19 protein-coding genes and 1 tRNA gene are annotated in these 17885 nt (G+C 70.3%); 11 read left to right on the top strand and 9 right to left on the bottom strand.

The window, feature by feature from the left end:
- Positions 1-34 precede the first annotated feature (34 nt).
- The 6 genes from BH719_RS03705 (at position 35) to BH719_RS03680 (ending at position 4156) form a co-directional block, all read left to right on the top strand.
- Complete coding sequence (locus BH719_RS03705; RefSeq protein WP_034255210.1) at positions 35-817, top strand: FtsB family cell division protein; 783 nt, start codon at positions 35-37, stop codon at positions 815-817.
- Positions 814-1329 (top strand): DUF501 domain-containing protein, encoded by a 516-nt coding sequence (locus tag BH719_RS03700; RefSeq protein ID WP_009743411.1) that lies wholly within the window; start codon positions 814-816, stop codon positions 1327-1329. The genes BH719_RS03705 and BH719_RS03700 overlap by 4 nt, the downstream gene beginning before the upstream one ends.
- Positions 1330-1374: 45 nt before the next feature.
- On the top strand, positions 1375-2340 hold the full coding sequence (locus BH719_RS03695; RefSeq protein WP_009743410.1) for a Ppx/GppA phosphatase family protein: 966 nt from the start codon (positions 1375-1377) through the stop codon (positions 2338-2340).
- Between the two features lie 47 nt (positions 2341-2387).
- Positions 2388-2461 (top strand) — tRNA-Leu (locus BH719_RS03690).
- Positions 2462-2760: 299 nt separating this feature from the next.
- Positions 2761-3741, top strand: coding sequence for a Bax inhibitor-1/YccA family protein (locus BH719_RS03685; RefSeq protein WP_009743409.1), 981 nt, complete (start codon positions 2761-2763; stop codon positions 3739-3741).
- A gap of 16 nt (positions 3742-3757) precedes the next feature.
- Positions 3758-4156 (top strand): FKBP-type peptidyl-prolyl cis-trans isomerase, encoded by a 399-nt coding sequence (locus BH719_RS03680; protein WP_009743408.1) that lies wholly within the window; start codon positions 3758-3760, stop codon positions 4154-4156.
- A gap of 66 nt (positions 4157-4222) precedes the next feature.
- On the opposite strand, the gene BH719_RS03675 is transcribed toward BH719_RS03680, so the two are convergent.
- The 3 genes from BH719_RS03675 to msrA all read right to left on the bottom strand — a co-directional run bounded on the left by BH719_RS03675 (position 4223) and on the right by msrA (position 6088).
- Complete coding sequence (locus tag BH719_RS03675) at positions 4223-4552, bottom strand: hypothetical protein (RefSeq protein ID WP_009743407.1); 330 nt, start codon at positions 4550-4552, stop codon at positions 4223-4225.
- Positions 4553-4660: 108 nt separating this feature from the next.
- Positions 4661-5227 (bottom strand): TetR/AcrR family transcriptional regulator, encoded by a 567-nt coding sequence (locus BH719_RS03670; RefSeq protein WP_009743406.1) that lies wholly within the window; start codon positions 5225-5227, stop codon positions 4661-4663.
- Between the two features lie 243 nt (positions 5228-5470).
- Positions 5471-6088, bottom strand: coding sequence for a peptide-methionine (S)-S-oxide reductase MsrA (gene msrA / locus BH719_RS03665; protein ID WP_034255570.1), 618 nt, complete (start codon positions 6086-6088; stop codon positions 5471-5473).
- Between the two features lie 141 nt (positions 6089-6229).
- On the opposite strand from msrA, the gene BH719_RS03660 reads away from it, so the two are divergent.
- The gene (locus BH719_RS03660) at positions 6230-7678 is read left to right on the top strand and encodes an AI-2E family transporter (RefSeq protein ID WP_034255209.1); all 1449 of its coding nucleotides are present in this window, start codon (positions 6230-6232) and stop codon (positions 7676-7678) included.
- A 131-nt stretch (positions 7679-7809) separates the two neighbouring features.
- Here BH719_RS03660 and greA read toward each other — a convergent pair whose 3' ends face one another.
- Positions 7810-8289, bottom strand: coding sequence for a transcription elongation factor GreA (gene greA, locus BH719_RS03655; RefSeq protein WP_009743403.1), 480 nt, complete (start codon positions 8287-8289; stop codon positions 7810-7812).
- A 69-nt stretch (positions 8290-8358) separates the two neighbouring features.
- Positions 8359-9042: a PAQR family membrane homeostasis protein TrhA gene (gene trhA, locus BH719_RS03650; RefSeq protein ID WP_009743402.1), complete on the bottom strand. Its 684-nt coding sequence runs from the start codon at positions 9040-9042 to the stop codon at positions 8359-8361.
- 174 nt (positions 9043-9216) lie between these two features.
- On the opposite strand from trhA, the gene BH719_RS03645 reads away from it, so the two are divergent.
- Positions 9217-9978: an isoprenyl transferase gene (locus tag BH719_RS03645; protein WP_009743400.1), complete on the top strand. Its 762-nt coding sequence runs from the start codon at positions 9217-9219 to the stop codon at positions 9976-9978.
- An 86-nt stretch (positions 9979-10064) separates the two neighbouring features.
- Here the strand turns inward: BH719_RS03645 and BH719_RS03640 are convergent, their stop codons facing one another.
- The 3 genes from BH719_RS03640 to xseA form a co-directional block, all read right to left on the bottom strand.
- Complete coding sequence (locus tag BH719_RS03640; protein ID WP_009743399.1) at positions 10065-10997, bottom strand: carbohydrate kinase family protein; 933 nt, start codon at positions 10995-10997, stop codon at positions 10065-10067.
- 269 nt (positions 10998-11266) lie between these two features.
- On the bottom strand, positions 11267-11488 hold the full coding sequence (locus BH719_RS03635) for an exodeoxyribonuclease VII small subunit (protein WP_009743398.1): 222 nt from the start codon (positions 11486-11488) through the stop codon (positions 11267-11269).
- 71 nt (positions 11489-11559) lie between these two features.
- On the bottom strand, positions 11560-12867 hold the full coding sequence (xseA, locus tag BH719_RS03630; protein ID WP_009743397.1) for an exodeoxyribonuclease VII large subunit: 1308 nt from the start codon (positions 12865-12867) through the stop codon (positions 11560-11562).
- Between the two features lie 122 nt (positions 12868-12989).
- Here xseA and BH719_RS03625 point away from each other — a divergent pair, with 122 nt between their 5' ends.
- Positions 12990-14060, top strand: a complete 1071-nt coding sequence (locus BH719_RS03625; RefSeq protein ID WP_009743395.1) for a 4-hydroxy-3-methylbut-2-enyl diphosphate reductase — start codon at positions 12990-12992, stop codon at positions 14058-14060.
- Between the two features lie 879 nt (positions 14061-14939).
- Here the strand turns inward: BH719_RS03625 and BH719_RS10030 are convergent.
- Positions 14940-15308 (bottom strand): IS30 family transposase, encoded by a 369-nt coding sequence (locus BH719_RS10030; RefSeq protein ID WP_009743393.1) that lies wholly within the window; start codon positions 15306-15308, stop codon positions 14940-14942.
- Positions 15309-15775: 467 nt separating this feature from the next.
- On the opposite strand from BH719_RS10030, the gene BH719_RS03615 reads away from it, so the two are divergent.
- Both BH719_RS03615 and BH719_RS03610 read left to right on the top strand, forming a co-directional pair.
- Positions 15776-16237 (top strand): hypothetical protein, encoded by a 462-nt coding sequence (locus tag BH719_RS03615; protein WP_034255206.1) that lies wholly within the window; start codon positions 15776-15778, stop codon positions 16235-16237.
- Between the two features lie 223 nt (positions 16238-16460).
- Positions 16461-17774 (top strand): hypothetical protein, encoded by a 1314-nt coding sequence (locus BH719_RS03610; RefSeq protein WP_009743391.1) that lies wholly within the window; start codon positions 16461-16463, stop codon positions 17772-17774.
- Positions 17775-17885 lie beyond the last annotated feature (111 nt).

Below are 17885 nucleotides of genomic sequence, written 5' to 3'. Positions count from 1 at the left end.
CGCCCGAACGGCGGGCATAGGGCAGGATTGGACCATGCCACGTCCTTCGCGCCCCCGCTCCGCCCCACGCCCCTCCGCCCCACGCGAGGGCGAAGGGCGCACGCCCCGCGAGATCTACGCCGAGCGGTCCCGCAAGAGGAGGGAGGCCGCGGCAGCCGCCTCCGCCTCGTCGACCGGCTCCAAGGAGCGCGGCCGCTCCAAGCGCCGGGGACCGGCCTCGCCCCGTTCGGCGGGGAGGCGCCCAGGGGCCGCAGTGGAGCGCCCCACGTCCCAGCCAGCCGCAGCCGGGGGCAAGACGAAGCCGAGGGGACGCGCCTCCGGGGGGAAGAGGACGGCGCCCGAAGGCGGGGCGCCCGGACGCGTGTCCTTCGGCGGGCTCGACGTGTCGGTCCGCCTCCTGGCCCTGTCCATGGTCGCGGTCTTCATCCTCATGATGCTGGTGCCCAGCGTTTACGCGTGGTGGCAGCAGGAGAGGGAACTGGCGGACATCCGCGCGCAGGTGGCGGCCGCCGAGCAGCGCAACGCCGACATGCGCAAGCAGCTCGACCTGTGGTCCGACCCGAACTACATCTCCACCCAGGCCAGGGAGCGGCTGGGATTCGTGCGCCCCGGCGAGACCCAGTACACGGTGGTCGATCCCGGCCCCGAGTACCAGGACTCCGCGCAGGTGAACGCGGCCCCCGCCCAGGGGCCGGCCCGCCCGTGGGTCCAGCAGGTGGCCATCCTGCTGGGCAGGGCCGACCAGCCGCCGCAGACGGCGGCCGCCCAGCCCCAGGCGCCCGCCCAGGACGGCGATGACGCGGAGAGCGGACGATGACGCGGTCGATCCCCGGAACGAGCCCCGCCACGGAGGCCGACCTGGAGGCGCTGCGCGACCAGTTGGGGCGCCTGCCCCGGGGCGTCGTGGGCATCGCCGCGCGCTGCGCCTGCGGACGGCCCACGGTCGTGGCGACCGCGCCGCGCCTGGAGGACTCCAGCCCGTTCCCCACGACCTTCTACCTCACGCACCCGCGCGCCGTGAAGGCGTGCTCCACGCTGGAGGCCGAGCGCCTCATGGACGAGTACAACCGCGCCCTTCGCGAGGACCAGGCCCTCGCCCAGGCCTACGCCCGCGCCCACGAGGACTACTTGGCGCGCCGCGGGCTGCTCGGCGAGGTCCCCGAGATCGCGGGCGTCTCCGCCGGGGGGATGCCGAAGCGCGTCAAGTGCCTGCACGCGCTCGTCGGCCACGCCCTGGCGGCCGGCGGCGGCGTCAACCCGATCGGCGACATGGCGCTGGCGGAGATGGCGCGGCGGGGCCTGTGGTCGCCCGCGCGCTGCTCCTGCTGACCGCGTGGCTTGACCCAGGCCGGGCCTATGACAGAATTGTCCGACGTGACTCGTGTAGCTGCCATTGACTGCGGAACCAACTCAATACGATTGCTCGTGGCCGACGTCGTCAGGGACCAGGGGGGAGCCCGCCTGACGGATCTGACCCGCCAGATGCGGATCGTGCGCCTCGGACGCGGGGTGGACCGTACGGGCGTGCTCGAGGGCGCGGCGATCGAGCGCGCCGTCGAGGCCACCGTCGAGTACCAGCGGATGATCGAGGCCCTGGGCGCCTCGCGTGTGCGCTTCGTCGCCACGTCGGCCACGCGGGACGCCGCCAACAGCGACGAGTTCACGCGCGAGATCCGGCGCGTCATCGGGGTGGACCCGGAGGTGGTCCCCGGGACCGAGGAGGCGTCGCTGTCCTTCTCGGGCGCGGTGTGCGGGCTCGGGGGGAGCGTCGATGCGCCCATGCTGGTCGTCGACATCGGGGGCGGCTCCACCGAGCTGGTCCTGGGGGACGCGCGCGTCGAGCAGGCGGTATCGGTCAACATGGGCGCCGTCCGGGTCACGGAGAAGTTCTTGTCGGGCGTCGATCCGGCCGGCGGTGTTCCGCCGCAGGACGAGGCGCGCGTCGTGGCGTGGGTCGATGAGCAGTTGGACGTGGCGGAGAAGTCGGTGGACCTGGGCCGCGTGCGCACCCTGGTGGGCGTCGCGGGCACTGTGACGACCCTGACCGCCCAGGCACTCGGCCTGACCTCGTACCAGCCGGAGCGGATCCACGGGGCCGCCCTGTCGGAGGAGGAGATCGGCGCCGCGGTGCGTTTCATGGTCGACCAGCCCGTGGCGCTCAAGGCCGCGCTGGGATTCATGCCCGAAGGGCGCGAGGACGTGATCGCGGGGGGAGCCCTGATCTGGAGCCGCATCGTGCGCCGGGTGCTGGCGCGCGCCGAACAGGCGGGCCGCCCCATCGCGCGGGTGCGCACCTCCGAGCACGACATCCTCGACGGGATCGCCCTGGCGATGGCGTGATGGGGCGCCAGGGCCGTAGAGTGTGACTGCGGCCGGCGCCCGGCCCCGCCCCCGTGGCCCAATCGGCAGAGGCATCCGACTTAAAATCGGCGTGTTGTGGGTTCGAGTCCCACCGGGGGCACTGCGGCCCGCTGAGCGCACTTTTCACCTGCTCATGACGACGTTCGCTGGAGGAAGGAATGGCGGGGGTACCGGCGAAAGTGCCTTGAGTGGGCGAAAGCCGAATCGGCTGCGCGAGATGCGGCGAAGTTCGGACGGGGACGAGTGGGAATGGAAGATCCTGGGCGATCATAGGGGGCCGTTTCAGCCAGGTGGACATGCGCGGTGCCCCGCTTGCTCAGTCGGATACCGCACAGGTGTACCAAAGCCCGGCCCGTGTGAGAGACTGGACGCGTATCCATTGCCGAAGGAGATGAAACAGTGGCAAATCCAGTCCTCGACAATCTCAGTAAGAAGTGGGCGCCCGGGCAGACGCCTGCGGGCTACCCCACGATGCCGGGCTACCAGGTCTCCGGGCAGAGCGCCCAGAACCCCTACGGCGGCCAGACGAACCCCTACGGGCAGCCGCAGGGCGCCTACGGACAGCAGACGAACCCCTACGGGCAGCCGCAGGGCGCCTACGGGGTGCCCCAGGGCGCGCCCTACGGGATCGACGCCTCTCAGATGGGCGCTTACGAGGCGGCGATGAACGCCCCGTCGGCCGACGCGGTGGACCGCGGGCGCATGACCTACGACGACGTCATCGTCAAGACCGGCATCACCTTCGGCGTGATCGTCGTGGGCGCGGTCCTGGGATGGATGACCTTCACGATCTCGATGGCCGCAGCGGTCGTGCTGTCGGGCGTCGCCACCATCGTCGCTTTCGGCCTGGCGATGGCGAACACGTTCATGAGGATCACGAACCCCGCGCTGGTCCTGGCCTACGCGGCGTTCGAGGGGCTCGCCCTCGGCGCGATCTCCGCAGCCTTCGAGACCCGGTACCCGGGCATCGTCATCCAAGCGGTCGTCGCCACCCTGGTCGTCTTCGGCGTGACGCTGGCGCTCTTCGCCTCGGGCCGCATCCGCAACTCGCCCAAGCTGGCGCGCTTCACGCTGATCGCGCTGGTGTCCTTCGTCGTGTTCCGCCTGCTGACCGTGCTCCTCGAGTTCTCCGGCGCGGTCGATACGACTGCCGTCGGCCGGATGACGGTGATGGGGATCCCCCTCGGCGTCGTCGTCGGCGTCGTCGCGGTCCTGATCGGGACGTTCTGCCTCATCCAGGACTTCGACCGCGTCAAGGTCGGCGTGGAGTACGGCGCCCCCGCGCGCGCCGCTTGGACGTGCGCCTTCGGCCTCGCCGTGACCCTCGTGTGGATGTACCTGGAGATCCTGCGCCTGCTGTCCTACCTGCGCAACGACTGACACGACTGGGAGAACCATGGAGAACATCACCGTCACAGGGGAGTTCGGCCGCAAGCCCTCCCTCGCTTTCGAGGGGGCGCCCTCGCCGGACCTGCTCGTCGAGGTCCTCCACCAGGGGGACGGCCAGGTCGTCGAGGCGGGGGACACGATCCACTGCCACTACTACGGCATCGTGTTCGCGGGCGATTCCGACTTCGACAACTCCTTCGACCGGGGCGGGGCGCTGTCCTTCCAGATCGGCGTGGGCATGGTGATCCCCGGCTGGGACCAGGGGCTCGTCGGCAAGCGGGTGGGCGACCGCGTCCTGCTGTCGATCCCGGCGGAGCTCGGCTACGGCGCCCGCGGCGTCCCCCAGGCCGGCATTCCCGGCGGGGCGACGCTGGTGTTCGTCACCGACATCCTCGGAGTCGCCTGAGCGCCGTCTGCTCGCACAGTGGTGCCGCCGCGCGGGTTTCCGCGAGGCGGCACCACTGCATCCGCCCTAATCCGCCAGCAGGGTGGTGAGCCACACGGCGAGGGCCACCACGGGAACTGCGCTCATCATCCGGAGCGGGAACTCCCAGTTCGGCAGTGTGAAGATGTACGCGGCGCTCGCCGCGGCCGCCACCCAGATCCCGCCGATCTGGAGGGCTGTGGGGACTTCGGAGACCAGGCACAGTCCCGTGGCGAGGACGATCACCCCGCCGAGCTCGAGGGTCTTGAACCCCTCGAAGTCGTGGGCGGCCTGGGTGGCGCCCCAGGCCATGGTGAGGACGCCGATCACCGCGATGGCGATGCCGAGGATGGAGCGCCCGGAGAGTGCGAGGCTCATTGTTCGTTCCTTTCGTTGTGGTGAATGAGTATATGTTGAGGTTCATTCAGTTGGGTGTGCTGTGAGCGTGCGGCCGCGGGGCCGTGGCGCGTGGGACGGGGTGCTCCGTTAGGCGAAAACGCCTTTGACGAAGTGGGTGATCAGTGTTTCGAGGGCCTCGTCGAATCCGGGGAAGTCGTTCTCGGTGATGTGCGTGTCCATGAAGGAGACGAGCCGGTAGACGTTGAGGAGGCGCGCGGCCTCCGCCTCGTCGAAGCCGGCGTCGGCCAGTCTGGTCGCGAAGGTGGTGATGAGGAACTGGTGGAAGGGGTAGTCCTCGTCGCGCGCCTCCGATTGGAAGTGGGCGTGCAGCGTCCCCGAGACCGCCGGGTTGCCCCACTCGGCGAGGATCCGGTTGTCCCGCACCCCTGTGCGCACTTGGTCGAACAGGGCCCTGGTGATCGCGAGGGGGTCGGCGTCCCAGTCGATCGCCTCGATCATGCGCTGGCGGGCGCGGTTGTTCTCCTCGATGTAGACCTCGAGGAAAATGGCCTCCTTCGAGGGGAAGTAGTTGTAGAAGCTGCCGACCGCCACATGGGCCCTGGCGGCGATCTGCGCGATGCTGGCCGCTTTGTAGCCCTTCTGGGAGAACACCTGGTGCGCGGCGCGTTTGAGTGCCTCGCGCTTGTCTGCCACCGCGCCCTCCTTGAATGAATGGATTGACTCTGTTCATTCATATGATAGGGAGAACGCCCCGATCCGTCAATGGAACGCCGTTGGAGCTGGAAAGGGGGCGAGCCGGGCGCCAGCGCGCTCGCTGCGGGGACCGCAGTGCGCCCGGGCCCGGCGGGGGCGCCGCACTGGCTTTCGCGCGCGCATCCCGCGCTCCTCGCCAGTCCGGGCCCGTAGGGGAGGGCGCACGGACCGGTCTCCGCCTCGTCAGAGGGCCGGGCAGGACAGCCCCGTGCGCGCGTGGCACTCGTAGCCGCCCGGGTTCTTGGCGAGGTACTGCTGGTGGCGCTCCTCGGCGAACCAGAAGCGCCCAGGGGAGTCGCTGGCGGGGGCGGGGGCGATGGACGTCGTGATCGCGCCGAAGCCGTGGGCGGCCAGCTCGCGCTGGAACGCGTCGCGGGTGCGTGAGGCGATCTCGAACTGGTCCGCAGTGGTCGTCCATATCGCGCTCCGGTACTGGTCGCCCAGGTCGTTGCCCTGTCCATCAGCCTGCGTCGGATCGTGGATCTCGAAGAACAGCGCGACCAGCTGCCCGAAGGGCGCGGCCACCGCGTCGAACACGACCCGCACGGCCTCAGCGTGCCCGGTGCCGTGGGCGCACACCTGCTCGTAGGAGGGATTGGGGCAACGCCCGCCCATGTACCCGGTGGCGGTCGCGATGACGCCCGGAACGCTCCACATCGCCTTCTCCACCCCCCAGAAGCACCCGGCGGCGAAGTGGACGACCTGCTGCCCGTCCACCGGCGCGGCGTCGATCGGGGTGCCCAGCACCGCGTGGCGGGGGGAGAGGACGGGGGAGGAGGGGAGTGCGTTGAAAAGTTCCACGGGCCCATTCCACCACTCCTGCGCGATGCGGGCCACATGTGGCCAATGGTGGGCTCCGCGACTGCGAGGAGGGCGCGGCGCAGGGACGGGTCCGGGCCCGCGGGCGGTAGTCTTTACACAGTCGGCTATGAGGAGAGCAGAGTGAGCGAGAACCACGGCTCCGCCAGGTGGAGCATCGGCGACTTCGTCGCGCGCATAACAGCGCTGCGCCCGTCCCGTCAGGAGGCGCGCCCGGAGCCGCCGCGCGTTGAGCGCGAGGACGAGGTGGAGAAGGACGTCGTCGCATCGGTGCCCCGCACGCTGCGCGTGGGAGCCGCGGTCTCCTGGCGCGTTCTTTTGGTCGTCGCCGTGGTCGCCGGCGTCGTCTGGCTGGCGTCGCGCCTCCAGGAGGTCCTCCTGCCCGTCGCGATCGCGCTGGCGATCGCGGTCTTCCTGCAGCCCCTGGTCGAATGGCTGCGCCGCCGCCTCCACTTCCCGCCGGCGCTGGCCGCCACCGTGGGCCTGCTGCTGTTCTTCGTCGTGTTCATCGCGGCCCTGTCGCAGGCGACCAACCAGATCGTCGAACAAGTGCCGCTGCTGGTCAACCAGGCGACGTCCGGCGTCAAGCAACTGGTCGATTGGCTGGAGCACGGCCCCATCAAAGTGGACACCACCGCCATCAACAACTTCGTCAACCAGATGCGCACGGAGCTGATCGAGTGGGTGAACTCGAACAAGCAATCACTGGCGACCGGGGCGCTGTCGATCACGTCGTCCCTGCTCTCAATGGTCACCTCCGGTTTGACGATGCTGTTCTGCCTGTTCTTCTTCCTCAAGGACGGGCGCTCGATCTGGCTGTGGGTCGTCCGGCTGCTCCCGGCCCCCGCCCGCGTCCCCCTGCACGAGTCCGCGATCCGCGGATGGGTCACCCTGGGGTCCTACGTGCGCACCCAGATCCAGGTGGCGGCCATCGACGCGGTCGGCATCTCGCTGGGGGCGTTCTTCCTGGGGATGCCGATGGTGGTGCCCATCGCCGTCATCACCTTCTTCGCGGCCTTCGTGCCCATCATCGGCGCCCTGGCGTCCGGCGCCATCGCCGTCCTGGTGGCGCTGGTGTACAAGGGGGCGACTTCGGCGATCATCATGCTCGTCATCATCCTGGTCGTCCAGCAGGTCGAGTCCAACCTGCTCCAGCCCTTCATGATGTCCAGCGCCGTGTCCCTGCACCCCGTTGCCGTGATGCTCGTCATCACCGCGGCCGGTTCCGTCGGCGGCATCGCGGGGGCCGTCTTCGGCGTCCCGATCGCGGCTTTCATCAACGCGACGGTCCTGTACCTGCACGGATACGACCCGATGCCCCAACTGGCCACCCAGGCGGACCGCCCGGGCGGACCCCCCGGAATGCTCGATCAGATGATCGCCGACACCCACGTCGGCAAGCCCGACACCCGTGCGCTTGCCCGGCAGCAGGTGGCCGAGGCGGCCGCTGAGGCGGCTGAGGCGGCCGCTGAGGCCGAGCCCGTCGTCGCGCAGGCGCCCGAGGCCGTCGTCGAGGAGTACCCGAACCCGGCCGAGGTGGAGGCCCTGGGCGGCGCGGAGGAGGCGGACTGACCCGGGAAGCGGAAGCGCCGCAGTGCGCGGAGGACGCACTGGTCGGGGCCGCGCCTTCGCGCGGCCCCGACCACTACTTTGCGCGCCGTCTGAGGCCCGGCCCCGGATCCGCGTGCCGGGCGCGGCCCGGGTCAGCCCTTGAAGGGCTTGGCGCTGAGGATCTCCACCTGGATCATCCGGCCGGTGGGGGCCTCGAACTCGATGGTGTCGCCCGCCTTGTGGCCGATGACCGCTGCCCCCAGGGGCGCCTGGGTGGAGAAGACCTGGATGCCCAGGTCGCCCCCCGCGTCCCGGGAGCCGAGCAGGAACGTCTGCTCGCGTCCCGCGACCAGTGCGGTCACCACCATCCCGGGTTCGACGATGCCGTCGTCGGCGGGGGTCTCACCCACTTCGGCGTGCTCCAGCATCTCCTGGAGCGCCTGGATGCGGGTCTCGTTCATGGACTGCTCATTGCGGGCGGCGTGGTAGCCGCCGTTCTCGCGCAGGTCGCCCTCCTGGCGCGCCGCGTCGATGAGCCGGGCGATCTCGGGGCGCTTGACCTCAATACGCTCCTTGAGCTCGTTGGCCAGCAGATCGTACTGCGCCTGCGTGAGCCACTGAGTGTCGGCCATGGGAACCTCCAAAGATAATAAGGGGCCGGCGCCCAGGGCGCCGACGCGATTCCTGACCATTTTATCAAATCAGGAGTTCAGCACCGCCAGGTAGACGGCCACGCAGTGGCACGCCCAGGCGGCGACGGTGAAGGCGTGGAAGATCTCGTGGAACCCGAACCACGTGGGGGAGGGGTCGGGCTTCTTCGTCCCGTAGACGACAGCGCCGATCGTGTACAGCACTCCCCCCACGAAGACCAGCCAGACGACGGCGGGCCCCCCGCTCCGCCACAGTTGGGGCAGGTACCACACGGCCACCCATCCCAGCGCCACGTAGATGCTGGTTTTGAGCCAGCGCGGCGCGGACGGCCAGAACAGGTTGACGAGGATGCCGACCACCGCGCCCCCCCAGACGACGCCGAGCAGGACCGTGGCGTCGTGGCGCGGCAGCAGGGCGATGGTGAGGGGCGTGTAGGTGCCCGCGATGAGGAGGAAGATGTTCGAGTGGTCCAAGCGGCTCCACATGGTCTCCCACTTGGGCGCCCAGTAGAAGCGGTGGTAGGCCGCCGACACCCCGAAGAGGAACAGCGAGGCCACCAGGTAGACGGCCGAGCCCCACCGGGTCGCCGGTGTCGGCGCCAGGCACACCAGCACGGTGGAGGCCGCGAGCGACAGCGGGGTGGCTCCCAGGTGGAGCCATCCGCGCAGCTTGGGCTTGATGACGACCAGTTGGCCTTGCACCCACTGCGTGGGTTTGAGCGACGCGATGTCCATGGAGCCTCCTCGTGCTGGAACCATCACTTACGATACCGTAGGTTACTACGGCGTAGGTTCGGCGTCATGCCCGCTCCGCCCCTGCCCGACGCGTCGAGCGCGGTGAGCGGATAAACTTGCCGCTGAGCGTATTCGACCAGCCCACCGGTGCGCCACCGGAGGAACGAGGAAGCCATGGCCCAGTGGAACATGCTCTACGACATCTATGAGCGTCGTCTCCGCGCGGAACTCGCCACCGCCCCGATCCCCGCGCACATCGGCGTCATCCTGGACGGGAACCGGCGGTGGGCGAAGTCCCTGGGGGCGCCCGCCTCGCAGGGGCACCGGGCGGGGGCCGGGAAGATCAGCGAGTTCCTGGGGTGGGCGAACGACGCCGGCGTCAGCATCGTCACCCTGTGGCTGCTGTCGACCGACAACCTCTCCCGCGACGCCGACGAGCTCGGCGAACTGCTGCGGATCATCTGCGAGGCCGTGGAGGCCCTGGCGAAACAGGGGGCGTGGCGACTGGCGATCGTCGGCGACCTCTCGCTGCTGCCGGACGGGGTCGCGGCCGACCTCTCCCGCTCCATCGAGGCGACTGCGGGCAGGGAGGGGATGAAGGTCAATATCGCAGTCGGATACGGCGGGCGCCATGAGATCACCGAGGCGGTGCGCGCGATGATGCGCGAGGCGGCCGCCGCTGGGCGCAGCCTCGCCGAGGTCGCCGAGTCCTTCACCGACCAGGACATCGCCTCCCACCTGTACACGAAAGACCAGCCCGACCCCGACCTCGTCATCCGCACGTCCGGGGAGCAGCGCCTCTCCGGGTTCATGCTGTGGCAGTCCGTGCACTCGGAGTACTACTTCTGCGAGGTGTACTGGCCGGACTTCCGCCGCGTCGACTTCCTGCGCGCCCTGCGCTCCTACGCGCAACGCGAAAGGCGGCTCGGCCGCTGAGGGCCGGGCCGCCGGGCGCGGGGGAGAGGTCAGTGCCCGTCAAGGCCGGGGCGCCGACGAGCAGTGCCGCCGGGCACGGGGCGCGCTCAGAGCTCGTGCTTCCACGGGGGGTTCGCCCCCGCGCGCGACACGGTCACGTCCGACACGGCGCTGGCCCGGTCCAGGACCGCCGCCACCGACGCCTCGTCGATGCCGCGCAGGGCGTCGCGCGCTCCCGCGCCCGTCAGCCCCAGTTCCCACAGCGCGTCGATGATGCCGCCGGTGAACGAGTCGCCCGCGCCCACGGTGTCGACCACCGGGACGTCGTTGGGGGTCTTCGACAGGCGCACGCCGGACGCGGTGACCGCCAAGGAGCCGTGCTTGCCCCTGGTGACGACGACCACGGAGGGCCCCATGCCCAGCCAGCGCGCGATCGTGTCCTCCAGGGGGGCGCCCTCCGTCAGCCACTCCACGTCCTCGTCCGAGACCTTCACGATATCGGAGACGGCGACGAAGCGCTCGATGGTGGCGCGGGCGCGCGCGGGCTCGCCCATGATCGAGGGGCGCGCGTTCGGGTCGAAGACCACCAGGGCGTGCGCGCGGGAGCGCTCGAGGGCCTCGAGGACCACAGCTGCCCCCGGCTCGATGACGGAGGAGATCGAACCCGCCTGGACGACCACTGCGGTGTCGCTGACGGGCAGGGGGCTCGCGGGCGCCCACTCGAGGTCGAAGGTGTAGGAGGCCTGGCCCTGGGCGTCGAGGCGCGCCAGGGCGGTGGAGGTGCGGGAGGCCCCCCGGGACTCCGGGGTGATCTCCACGTCGGAGTCGCGCAGGTGGAACTCGATGAGCCGCCCCCGCTCGTCGGCGCCGATCCACGTCGATAGGGCGACCGGGCGTCCGAGGCGCCCGAGGGTCAGGGCGACGTTCGCGGGCGAGCCGCCCGGGATCTCCTGGGGGAAGTCCGGCTCGTCGGGGGTGATGACGACATCGATGAGGGCCTCGCCGATGGCGAGGACGTGGGGGGTGGTGCTCAGATCCATGGGGCCTCCTAGGGTGCTGGCGCCAGCGACGGCGCTACCCACCCACTGTAACGCGCGTCAGATCGTGTTAGTGGCGTGTCTCGCCCCCGTGTCTGTCGAGTAATCATATTGGTGGAAAGCGGGGGTACCGGCAGTGGCGGTTCGTTCCGCGCCGGGCGCGCGACGGTGTTCACGGGATGGGACGGTGCCGCATCGCGCCGGCGCGGGCGCGGAGGCGAGGCCCTGCGCGCGGCGGGGAGGCGCCGGGCGCGGCCCAGCGGGTCCCTGCGCTACTGGGGCTCGCCCGACTCACCCGCCTTCGCCAGCCTGGCCTGCGCGCCGTCGAGGATCGCCGAGCACCGTGCGGCCAGCGCCTCGCCGCGCTCCCACAGGGCCAGGGTGTCCTCCAAGGGCGCCTGTCCGCCCTCCAGGGCGCGCACGATCTGCACCAGTTCGTCGCGGGCCGCCTCGTAGCCGAGGCTGGCGGGGTCCGGTAGTTTCTCGCCTGTCATGGGTTCTCCTTCGTGAGGCGCGGCTGGCGCGGGTGGCGCCGCTGGGGATGGGGACGGTGGCAGGGGCTGGCTCACCACGGGGCGCCTGCGGGATCCGAGCCGCCCGGGGGCGCGGAGCCCGGGCGGGGGGCCGGGGGCGTCGCGCCCACCACTTGGGCGACCATCCGGCCAGAAGCGAGGATCCCCTCGATGAGGTCGCCCTTCTTCACATCCGAGGAACTGGTGATCAGCGCCCCCGACGGCGTCTTCAGCAGCGCGTACCCGCGGTCCAGCGTGGCCTGCGGGGACAGGGCCCTCAGCGTCGCCCGCATGCGCGTCAACTGCTGCTCCTCAGTGTTGACGCGCCGCTCCACCGCCTGGTTCATCGACGAGGTCAAGCGCTCCAGCGCCGCCCGGTACCCATCGACGATGGCGCCGGGGCCCGTGAGCACCGGCCTGGAGGCGACCAGCGCCAGAGAACTGCGCTCTGCGGCGATCCGGTTCGCGACCGCGCCGCGCATCCTGGCCACGGCCTGGGCCACTCCTTCGCGCTCGTGGGCGCGGTCCGGCACGATCCGCCGCGCGGCGTCCGTCGGCGTCGAAGCGCGGTAGTCGGCGACCAGGTCCAGCAGCGGGCAGTCGCCCTCGTGCCCGATGGCCGACACCACAGGGGTGCGGGCCGCCGCGACCGCGCGCACCAGCGCCTCGTCGGAGAAGGGCAGCAGGTCCTCCACAGCGCCGCCGCCGCGCGCGATGACGATGACATCGACGCCGGGCGCCGCGTCCAGCTCCGCCAGCGCGGCGCCCACCTCGGCGACGCAGCGGTCCCCCTGGACGGCGACCTCGCGGATCTCGAAACGCGCGCCCGGCCAGCGGTCCGAGGCGTTGACCACCACGTCGTCCTCCGCCTTCGCGGCGCGCCCGCACACCAGGCCGATCACCCGCGGCAGGAAGGGGAGGGGCTTCTTTCGGGACTCGTTGAACAGGCCCTCGGCGGCCAGGCGCTGGCGCAGGGCCTCGATCTGGGCGAGCAGGCTCCCGACCCCCTGCAAGTGGATCTCCGCGGCCTGCAGGTTGAGCCGGCCCGTGCGCTCCCAGAACACCGGTTTCACGCGCGTCACCACGCGGGCCCCCTCCTGCAGGCCGTCCCCGGCCTGGTCCATGACGCCCGCCCAGGCGGTTACCGTCATCGACGTGTCCGTCTGGAGGTCCCGCAATGTCAGGAAGTGCATCTTCGCGCCCGGACGGCGCTTGAACTCCACGACCTGCCCCTCCACCCACAAGGGCGACATCCGGTCGACGTACTTCTTGATGTTCTCCGTGAGGCGGCGCAACGGCCACGGGTTGTCGCGCGTGGTGTCCGCCGCCTTCGCGGCCGGTGGCAGGCTCGGGGATGTCACCCGATCAGGATGCCACACCGGCGCCCGTCGTGTCCGTCCGCGCCGGAGCGGCCCCCGCCTCGTCGGCTGTGCGATGGGACCGGCGACGGGCGCACGGGAGTGGGCCCCGCTAGGGTGGTGGCATGCACGGAACCCCCGATCTGCGCGCCACCGCCCTCACCTCACTGCCTGAAACGACTGGGGCCGGAGGGGGCGGACGCATCCTGCTGGCAGCGCCCCGAGGCTACTGCGCGGGGGTCGATCGCGCGGTCGACGTCGTCGAGAAAGCGCTCGAGCTCTATGGAGCCCCCGTCTACGTGCGCAAGGAGATCGTCCACAACAAGTTCGTCGTCGAGTCCCTGTCCAAACGCGGGGCCGTCTTCGTGCAGGAGACCGACCAGGTCCCCGAGGGCGCGCGCGTCGTCTTCTCCGCCCACGGCGTTTCCCCGGAAGTCCACGAGGCCGCCCGAGTGCGCCGGCTCGCCACCATCGACGCGACCTGCCCCCTGGTCACGAAAGTCCACCGCGAGGCCGTGCGCTTCGCCAAACAGGACTACGACATCATCCTGGTCGGCCACCAGGGCCACGAGGAGGTCGAAGGGACTTTCGGCGAGGCCCCCGAGCACATCCAGGTCGTCGGAACCCCCGAGGAGGTCGACCGCGTGGTGGTGCGCGACCCCGACCGAGTCGTGTGGATCTCGCAGACCACCCTCTCCGTCGACGAGACGCGGCTCACCGTGGACAGGCTGCGCCAGCGCTTCCCCAACCTCATCGACCCCCCCTCCGACGACATCTGCTACGCCACCCAGAACAGGCAGGGCGCCGTCAAGGCCATCGCCCCGAAAGTCGATGTCATGGTGGTCGTGGGATCGGCGAACTCCTCCAACTCGGTGCGCCTGGTCGACGTCGCCCTGGAATCCGGCGTGCCCTCCGCCCACCGCATCGACAAGGCCGAGGAACTGCGCGGCGAATGGTTCGCCGGCGCCACCACCGTGGGGCTCACCTCGGGCGCGTCAGTCCCGGAGATCCTGGTGCGCGACGTCATCGAATGGTTGCAGGCCCACGGCTTCCCGACCGTGGAGGTCGTGCGGACCGAGACCGAGTCCACCACCTTCGCCCTGCCGCGCGACCTGCGCGCCGACCTCAAGGCCGCGGGCATGGCGCCCGCGCGCCCCCACGCCCCCAGGGAGGTTCTGCCCGACCACACCAGGTGAGGCCACCCAGGTGAGACCGGGGACTATGGGGTGGGGGCTCCATAGGTGTGTGCGGGGCGGGGCTATGGGCCTGGGAACCTCCAGAGGCGCGCGGCGGGTTGTCGTCGGCGCGCGCGAGGCGGCGGGCGGTGCGGCGGCCCAGGCGCGGTCACGCGGGAGCGCCACCACTGAGGGTAGCGTCAACGGCCTCAACCCCGCCCCCGGTGCCCGCCCGGTGAGGGTGCTTTCCGCGTGCGGCGGCCTCAACCCCGCCCCCGGTGCCCGCCCGGTGGCCTAGTGGCCCGGTGCCCCAGCGGTTCGGTGGTCCAAAATGCGTCTGAGTCTCGGGCGGGAACGGGGGCTTGGCGGGCATGTGGTCCAAAATGCGTCTGAGTCTGACCGAATCCGCCCGGATCCGGCCAAAACCGTCAAACCCAGACGCATTTCGGACCACTCCCGCGCGGAGCCCGTCGAAAACAGTGAGACTCAGACGCATTTTGGACCACCCCCGCCCAGATTCGCAGTGGAGCCCGCAGGGGCCGGGGCGCCGAAAGCGCAGCGGGCGGGCGGGCGCCCGCATTGGGGTAGGTTACGGTGCATTGGGGCAGGCAACGTGGCGTGCCTTCCCGCATTGGGGTAGGCAAGAGGGCATTGGGGTAGGCAAATTGCCTACCCCAATGGGTGGTTTCCTGCCCCCAATGCGTCTCGTTGGAAAGCGGAGGCGGCGCGGGGCCCGTTCTGGCGGCTATACCGCGTGGCCTCCGGGCGCCTGGGCCCGGGAGCCGCCCGCCGTGGGCTGTTTTCACAGCGATACCGACACGACGGGGCACACTTTCGCAGCGATGCCTCCGTTTTCACAGCGGTACTACACTTTGCAAGCGTTATAACGCTCTTGGTTTTTCACAGGAAGTGCAGCGTGCGGTGTGTGTGGGCTTCCTCAGGGGTTTTCAAGCCGAGGCGTTTGCGGGGTCGTTGGTTGAGTTGATTGTGCACCTGTTGGGTCCGGGTGGGGCTGATGCCGTCCAGTGGGGTCCTCTTGGGGAAGTACTCGCGCAGCAGGCCGTTGGTGTTCTCATTGGTGCCGCGCTGCCAGGGGCAGCGGGCCTGGCAGAAGTAGATGGGGGCGCCCAGTGGTTCTTGGAGGGCGGGGCCGAGGGCGAACTCGTGGCCCCGGTCCACGGTGAGGGGGCGGCGGTGTGGGGGGCCGGGGCCTGCTCGATTGAGCAGTGAGACGTCGACCGCGCGTTTGGAGGGGGCCTTGCCGCCCACCAGGTTACCCGGTGGCCCGGCCGCGCCGGGGTGACTAGTACAGCGCCGCTCATACGGCCCGCGACGGTGTCGCCCTCCCCCTCGCCCACCCGTTCGCGCCGGTCGGCGATGGCGGGCCGCTCGCCCAGCTCGTGGGTGATCGTGATCCTGCCCCGCCCGTCGAGACGGCCCTTCCTGCGGCGCCTCCTGCGGCCGCAGCACACTGGCGGAATGAGCAACGCATGGCAGGACTTGCGGATCCTGACCGGTAACGACTGGCGCTCGGTGCGCGGGGACCCCTCGTGCGTCCGGTTGCGCCCGGGTGCCGCTTTGAGCGATCCGGGCGCGATCCCGCTGTGGAAACGGTGGCAGGACGTGGCACTGGCGTGGATCGCGGTGGTGCACGAGCAGATCCGGCAAAGCGTCGTGTTCTGCGGCGAGAGCGCGCTCGCCATCCACGGCGTCCCCAGTGGATCTCCAATCCTGACGTGGAGTTCACCAGCGGGCGGGTGTACACGGCCTCATGGTTCCCGCGCGTCGACATCGGCGACCAATGCGTGCCCAGGGTTCGGGTGCGCCGTGTCACCAGGAAGCACCCGTTGCGCGGAGTCGGGAACGTGCGCGGCCTGCCAGTGGAGGACCTTTGGACGACGAGCGTGCTGATCGCCGCGATGCGCCCACCGCTTGAGGCTTTCGTCGCGGTGTCGATGGCGCTCCGCCGGCTGTCGCGCTTCGACCGCAGGGATTTGGCCGGGTCCCGCGCCCGGGAGGAGGAGGCCCGCAGGATCCTGCTGGAACTCGTCGCCCAGGGCGAGGACGCGGGCGCCTACGGGATGGGGCGCGCGAGGCGGGTCGTCCTCGCGGCGGACGCCGGGTGCGAGTCAGGGACGGCTGTGGACGCCCCAGCCGGACTCGGGCAACGAGGCGCGGCGCATCCACGTCCGCGCTGATCCGGTCGCCCAGGCGTGGAGGCCCGCGGTCGGGACGGGACCTGTTCCACGCGATTGGTGAACTGGTACCAGGCGGGCGGAGCGCCCGGGTGCTGCTGGTTGTGGGGCTGAACCCGCGAAGGAAGCGCTGTCCCGCGGGTAGCATGGAAGGCGCGTGGCGCACGGGTCCCAGGAGCCAGGTGCGCGCCGGTACCGGTTTGAGAGAACGGCTAAGGAGCCCGTCATGGATCCCATCGAAGAACTCAGTGACCGCGTTGCCGCGCTTGCGGGCCGTGACCTGGCGCTGTCCGAGGTCCACCAGTTCATCCTGGATGCGGCCGAGTTGCTCGCGCCCGCTGTCCCGGTCGTGACCGGCAACGGGGTGTGGGTGCGATGGGGGCTGGGGGAGCGCACGGTCGTGGTCGCCCCCCACAGGTTCCGGAGCATGCTGACGCTGGCCGTGCACTTCTTCAACAGCGAGTACACCGAGACGCACGACTACCACGCCTTCAAGTGGGGGATGGCCGACGATATGCCGTTCCGGTGGTCCATGGTGCTCGGCGAGCACACGACATCCGTCTTCGACTGGTGGCGGCAATGCGGCCTGGTCGGATACAACTGGGATTACTTCGACAGGCAATTCGACTCGGTTCTGGACTCTCTCCCTGAGGATCTGGAGTTGATGCCTCCCCAATGGCGCCGGGAGGTGGTCTACCGGTGGGACATGTCGGTGAGCGGGCTGGGCGCCGTCACCCTGCGCGCCACCCACGAGGGGATCGAAATATCCAGTGCGGCGACGGGCGAGAGCGTCATGTTCCCGCCGGGGCGCACGCAGGGGATGGGAGCGGTCCTCGCCGGGCTCGCAGGCGGTGCGCCCCTTAAAAAGGTGCCGATGCTTGAGAGCAGTGGATTCGACGCCGGTCCGATCACCCTCGACGGCAGTGAGCCCGAAGACGTGCTCAGGGAGATCGAGATGATAGAAGAGAACAACAATGAGGGGATACGCCCGGACACCGACGACAACCGCAGACCCGCCCTGACGTTCGCGGATCTGCGCGCCCGCCTCGGGGAACCGGAAGAGGAAACGGTTTCCCGCGCCTACGCCCGGGCTGAGCACGCGGTCCTCCCGATGCGGTGGGGACTCTCATTGGGCCAACTGCACGCCATCGTCCGTCAGTGGTCGGCTGGCGCGCAGATGGACCGTGTCCTCATGGAACTGGGGGCGGTTCCGGGCACCTACCTCAACGACGAGGCGCTGGTCGGAAAGGACTGGGTCGCCGTGACGGGCCGGGTCTCCAGTGAATGGGAGATCGTTGTGTCCCCCGCCGAAGAACACGCGATGACTGACAACCGGCAACTGGCGGCCGCCGCCTGGCAACTGAGCCAGGAGTTCCAAGACGCGTACGGGAGCCCCTTCGCAGGATGGACATCAAGCAGTTTCGGATTCTCGCGGTTCTTCCGGATCGGGGACCGCGGGCTCGCGATCAACACGTTCCTCGGGTTGCGCGTCGTCTTCGGCTCTTTCGAGAAGCTTGCGTTCCGCAGCTTGTACGGGTGATGCGCGGAGCCGGGCGGTCTCGTGCCGGGGAAACGGCGGCGGGCAGGGCTGGATAGCACGTCCGGGGCCGCGGCCGTCCGCGCGAGGGGGCGGCGTCCACGCGCCCCACCC

The sequence above is a fragment of the Pauljensenia hongkongensis genome, from assembly GCF_001746855.1.
Lineage (GTDB): Bacteria > Actinomycetota > Actinomycetes > Actinomycetales > Actinomycetaceae > Pauljensenia > Pauljensenia hongkongensis.
Note: the sequence above shows the minus strand (reverse complement) of the source record. Positions and strands in the feature narration are given on the sequence as shown.

Coding starts and splice junctions, on each gene's coding strand:
- BH719_RS03705 (WP_034255210.1), top strand. CDS start 35: ATGCCACGTCCTTCGCGCCCCCGCTCCGCCCCACGCCCCTCCGCCCCA.
- BH719_RS03700 (WP_009743411.1), top strand. CDS start 814: ATGACGCGGTCGATCCCCGGAACGAGCCCCGCCACGGAGGCCGACCTG.
- BH719_RS03680 (WP_009743408.1), top strand. CDS start 3,758: ATGGAGAACATCACCGTCACAGGGGAGTTCGGCCGCAAGCCCTCCCTC.
- BH719_RS03675 (WP_009743407.1), bottom strand. CDS start 4,552: ATGAGCCTCGCACTCTCCGGGCGCTCCATCCTCGGCATCGCCATCGCG.
- greA (WP_009743403.1), bottom strand. CDS start 8,289: ATGGCCGACACTCAGTGGCTCACGCAGGCGCAGTACGATCTGCTGGCC.
- trhA (WP_009743402.1), bottom strand. CDS start 9,042: ATGGACATCGCGTCGCTCAAACCCACGCAGTGGGTGCAAGGCCAACTG.
- BH719_RS03645 (WP_009743400.1), top strand. CDS start 9,217: ATGGCCCAGTGGAACATGCTCTACGACATCTATGAGCGTCGTCTCCGC.
- BH719_RS03640 (WP_009743399.1), bottom strand. CDS start 10,997: ATGGATCTGAGCACCACCCCCCACGTCCTCGCCATCGGCGAGGCCCTC.
- BH719_RS03635 (WP_009743398.1), bottom strand. CDS start 11,488: ATGACAGGCGAGAAACTACCGGACCCCGCCAGCCTCGGCTACGAGGCG.
- BH719_RS03625 (WP_009743395.1), top strand. CDS start 12,990: ATGCACGGAACCCCCGATCTGCGCGCCACCGCCCTCACCTCACTGCCT.
- BH719_RS03610 (WP_009743391.1), top strand. CDS start 16,461: ATGGATCCCATCGAAGAACTCAGTGACCGCGTTGCCGCGCTTGCGGGC.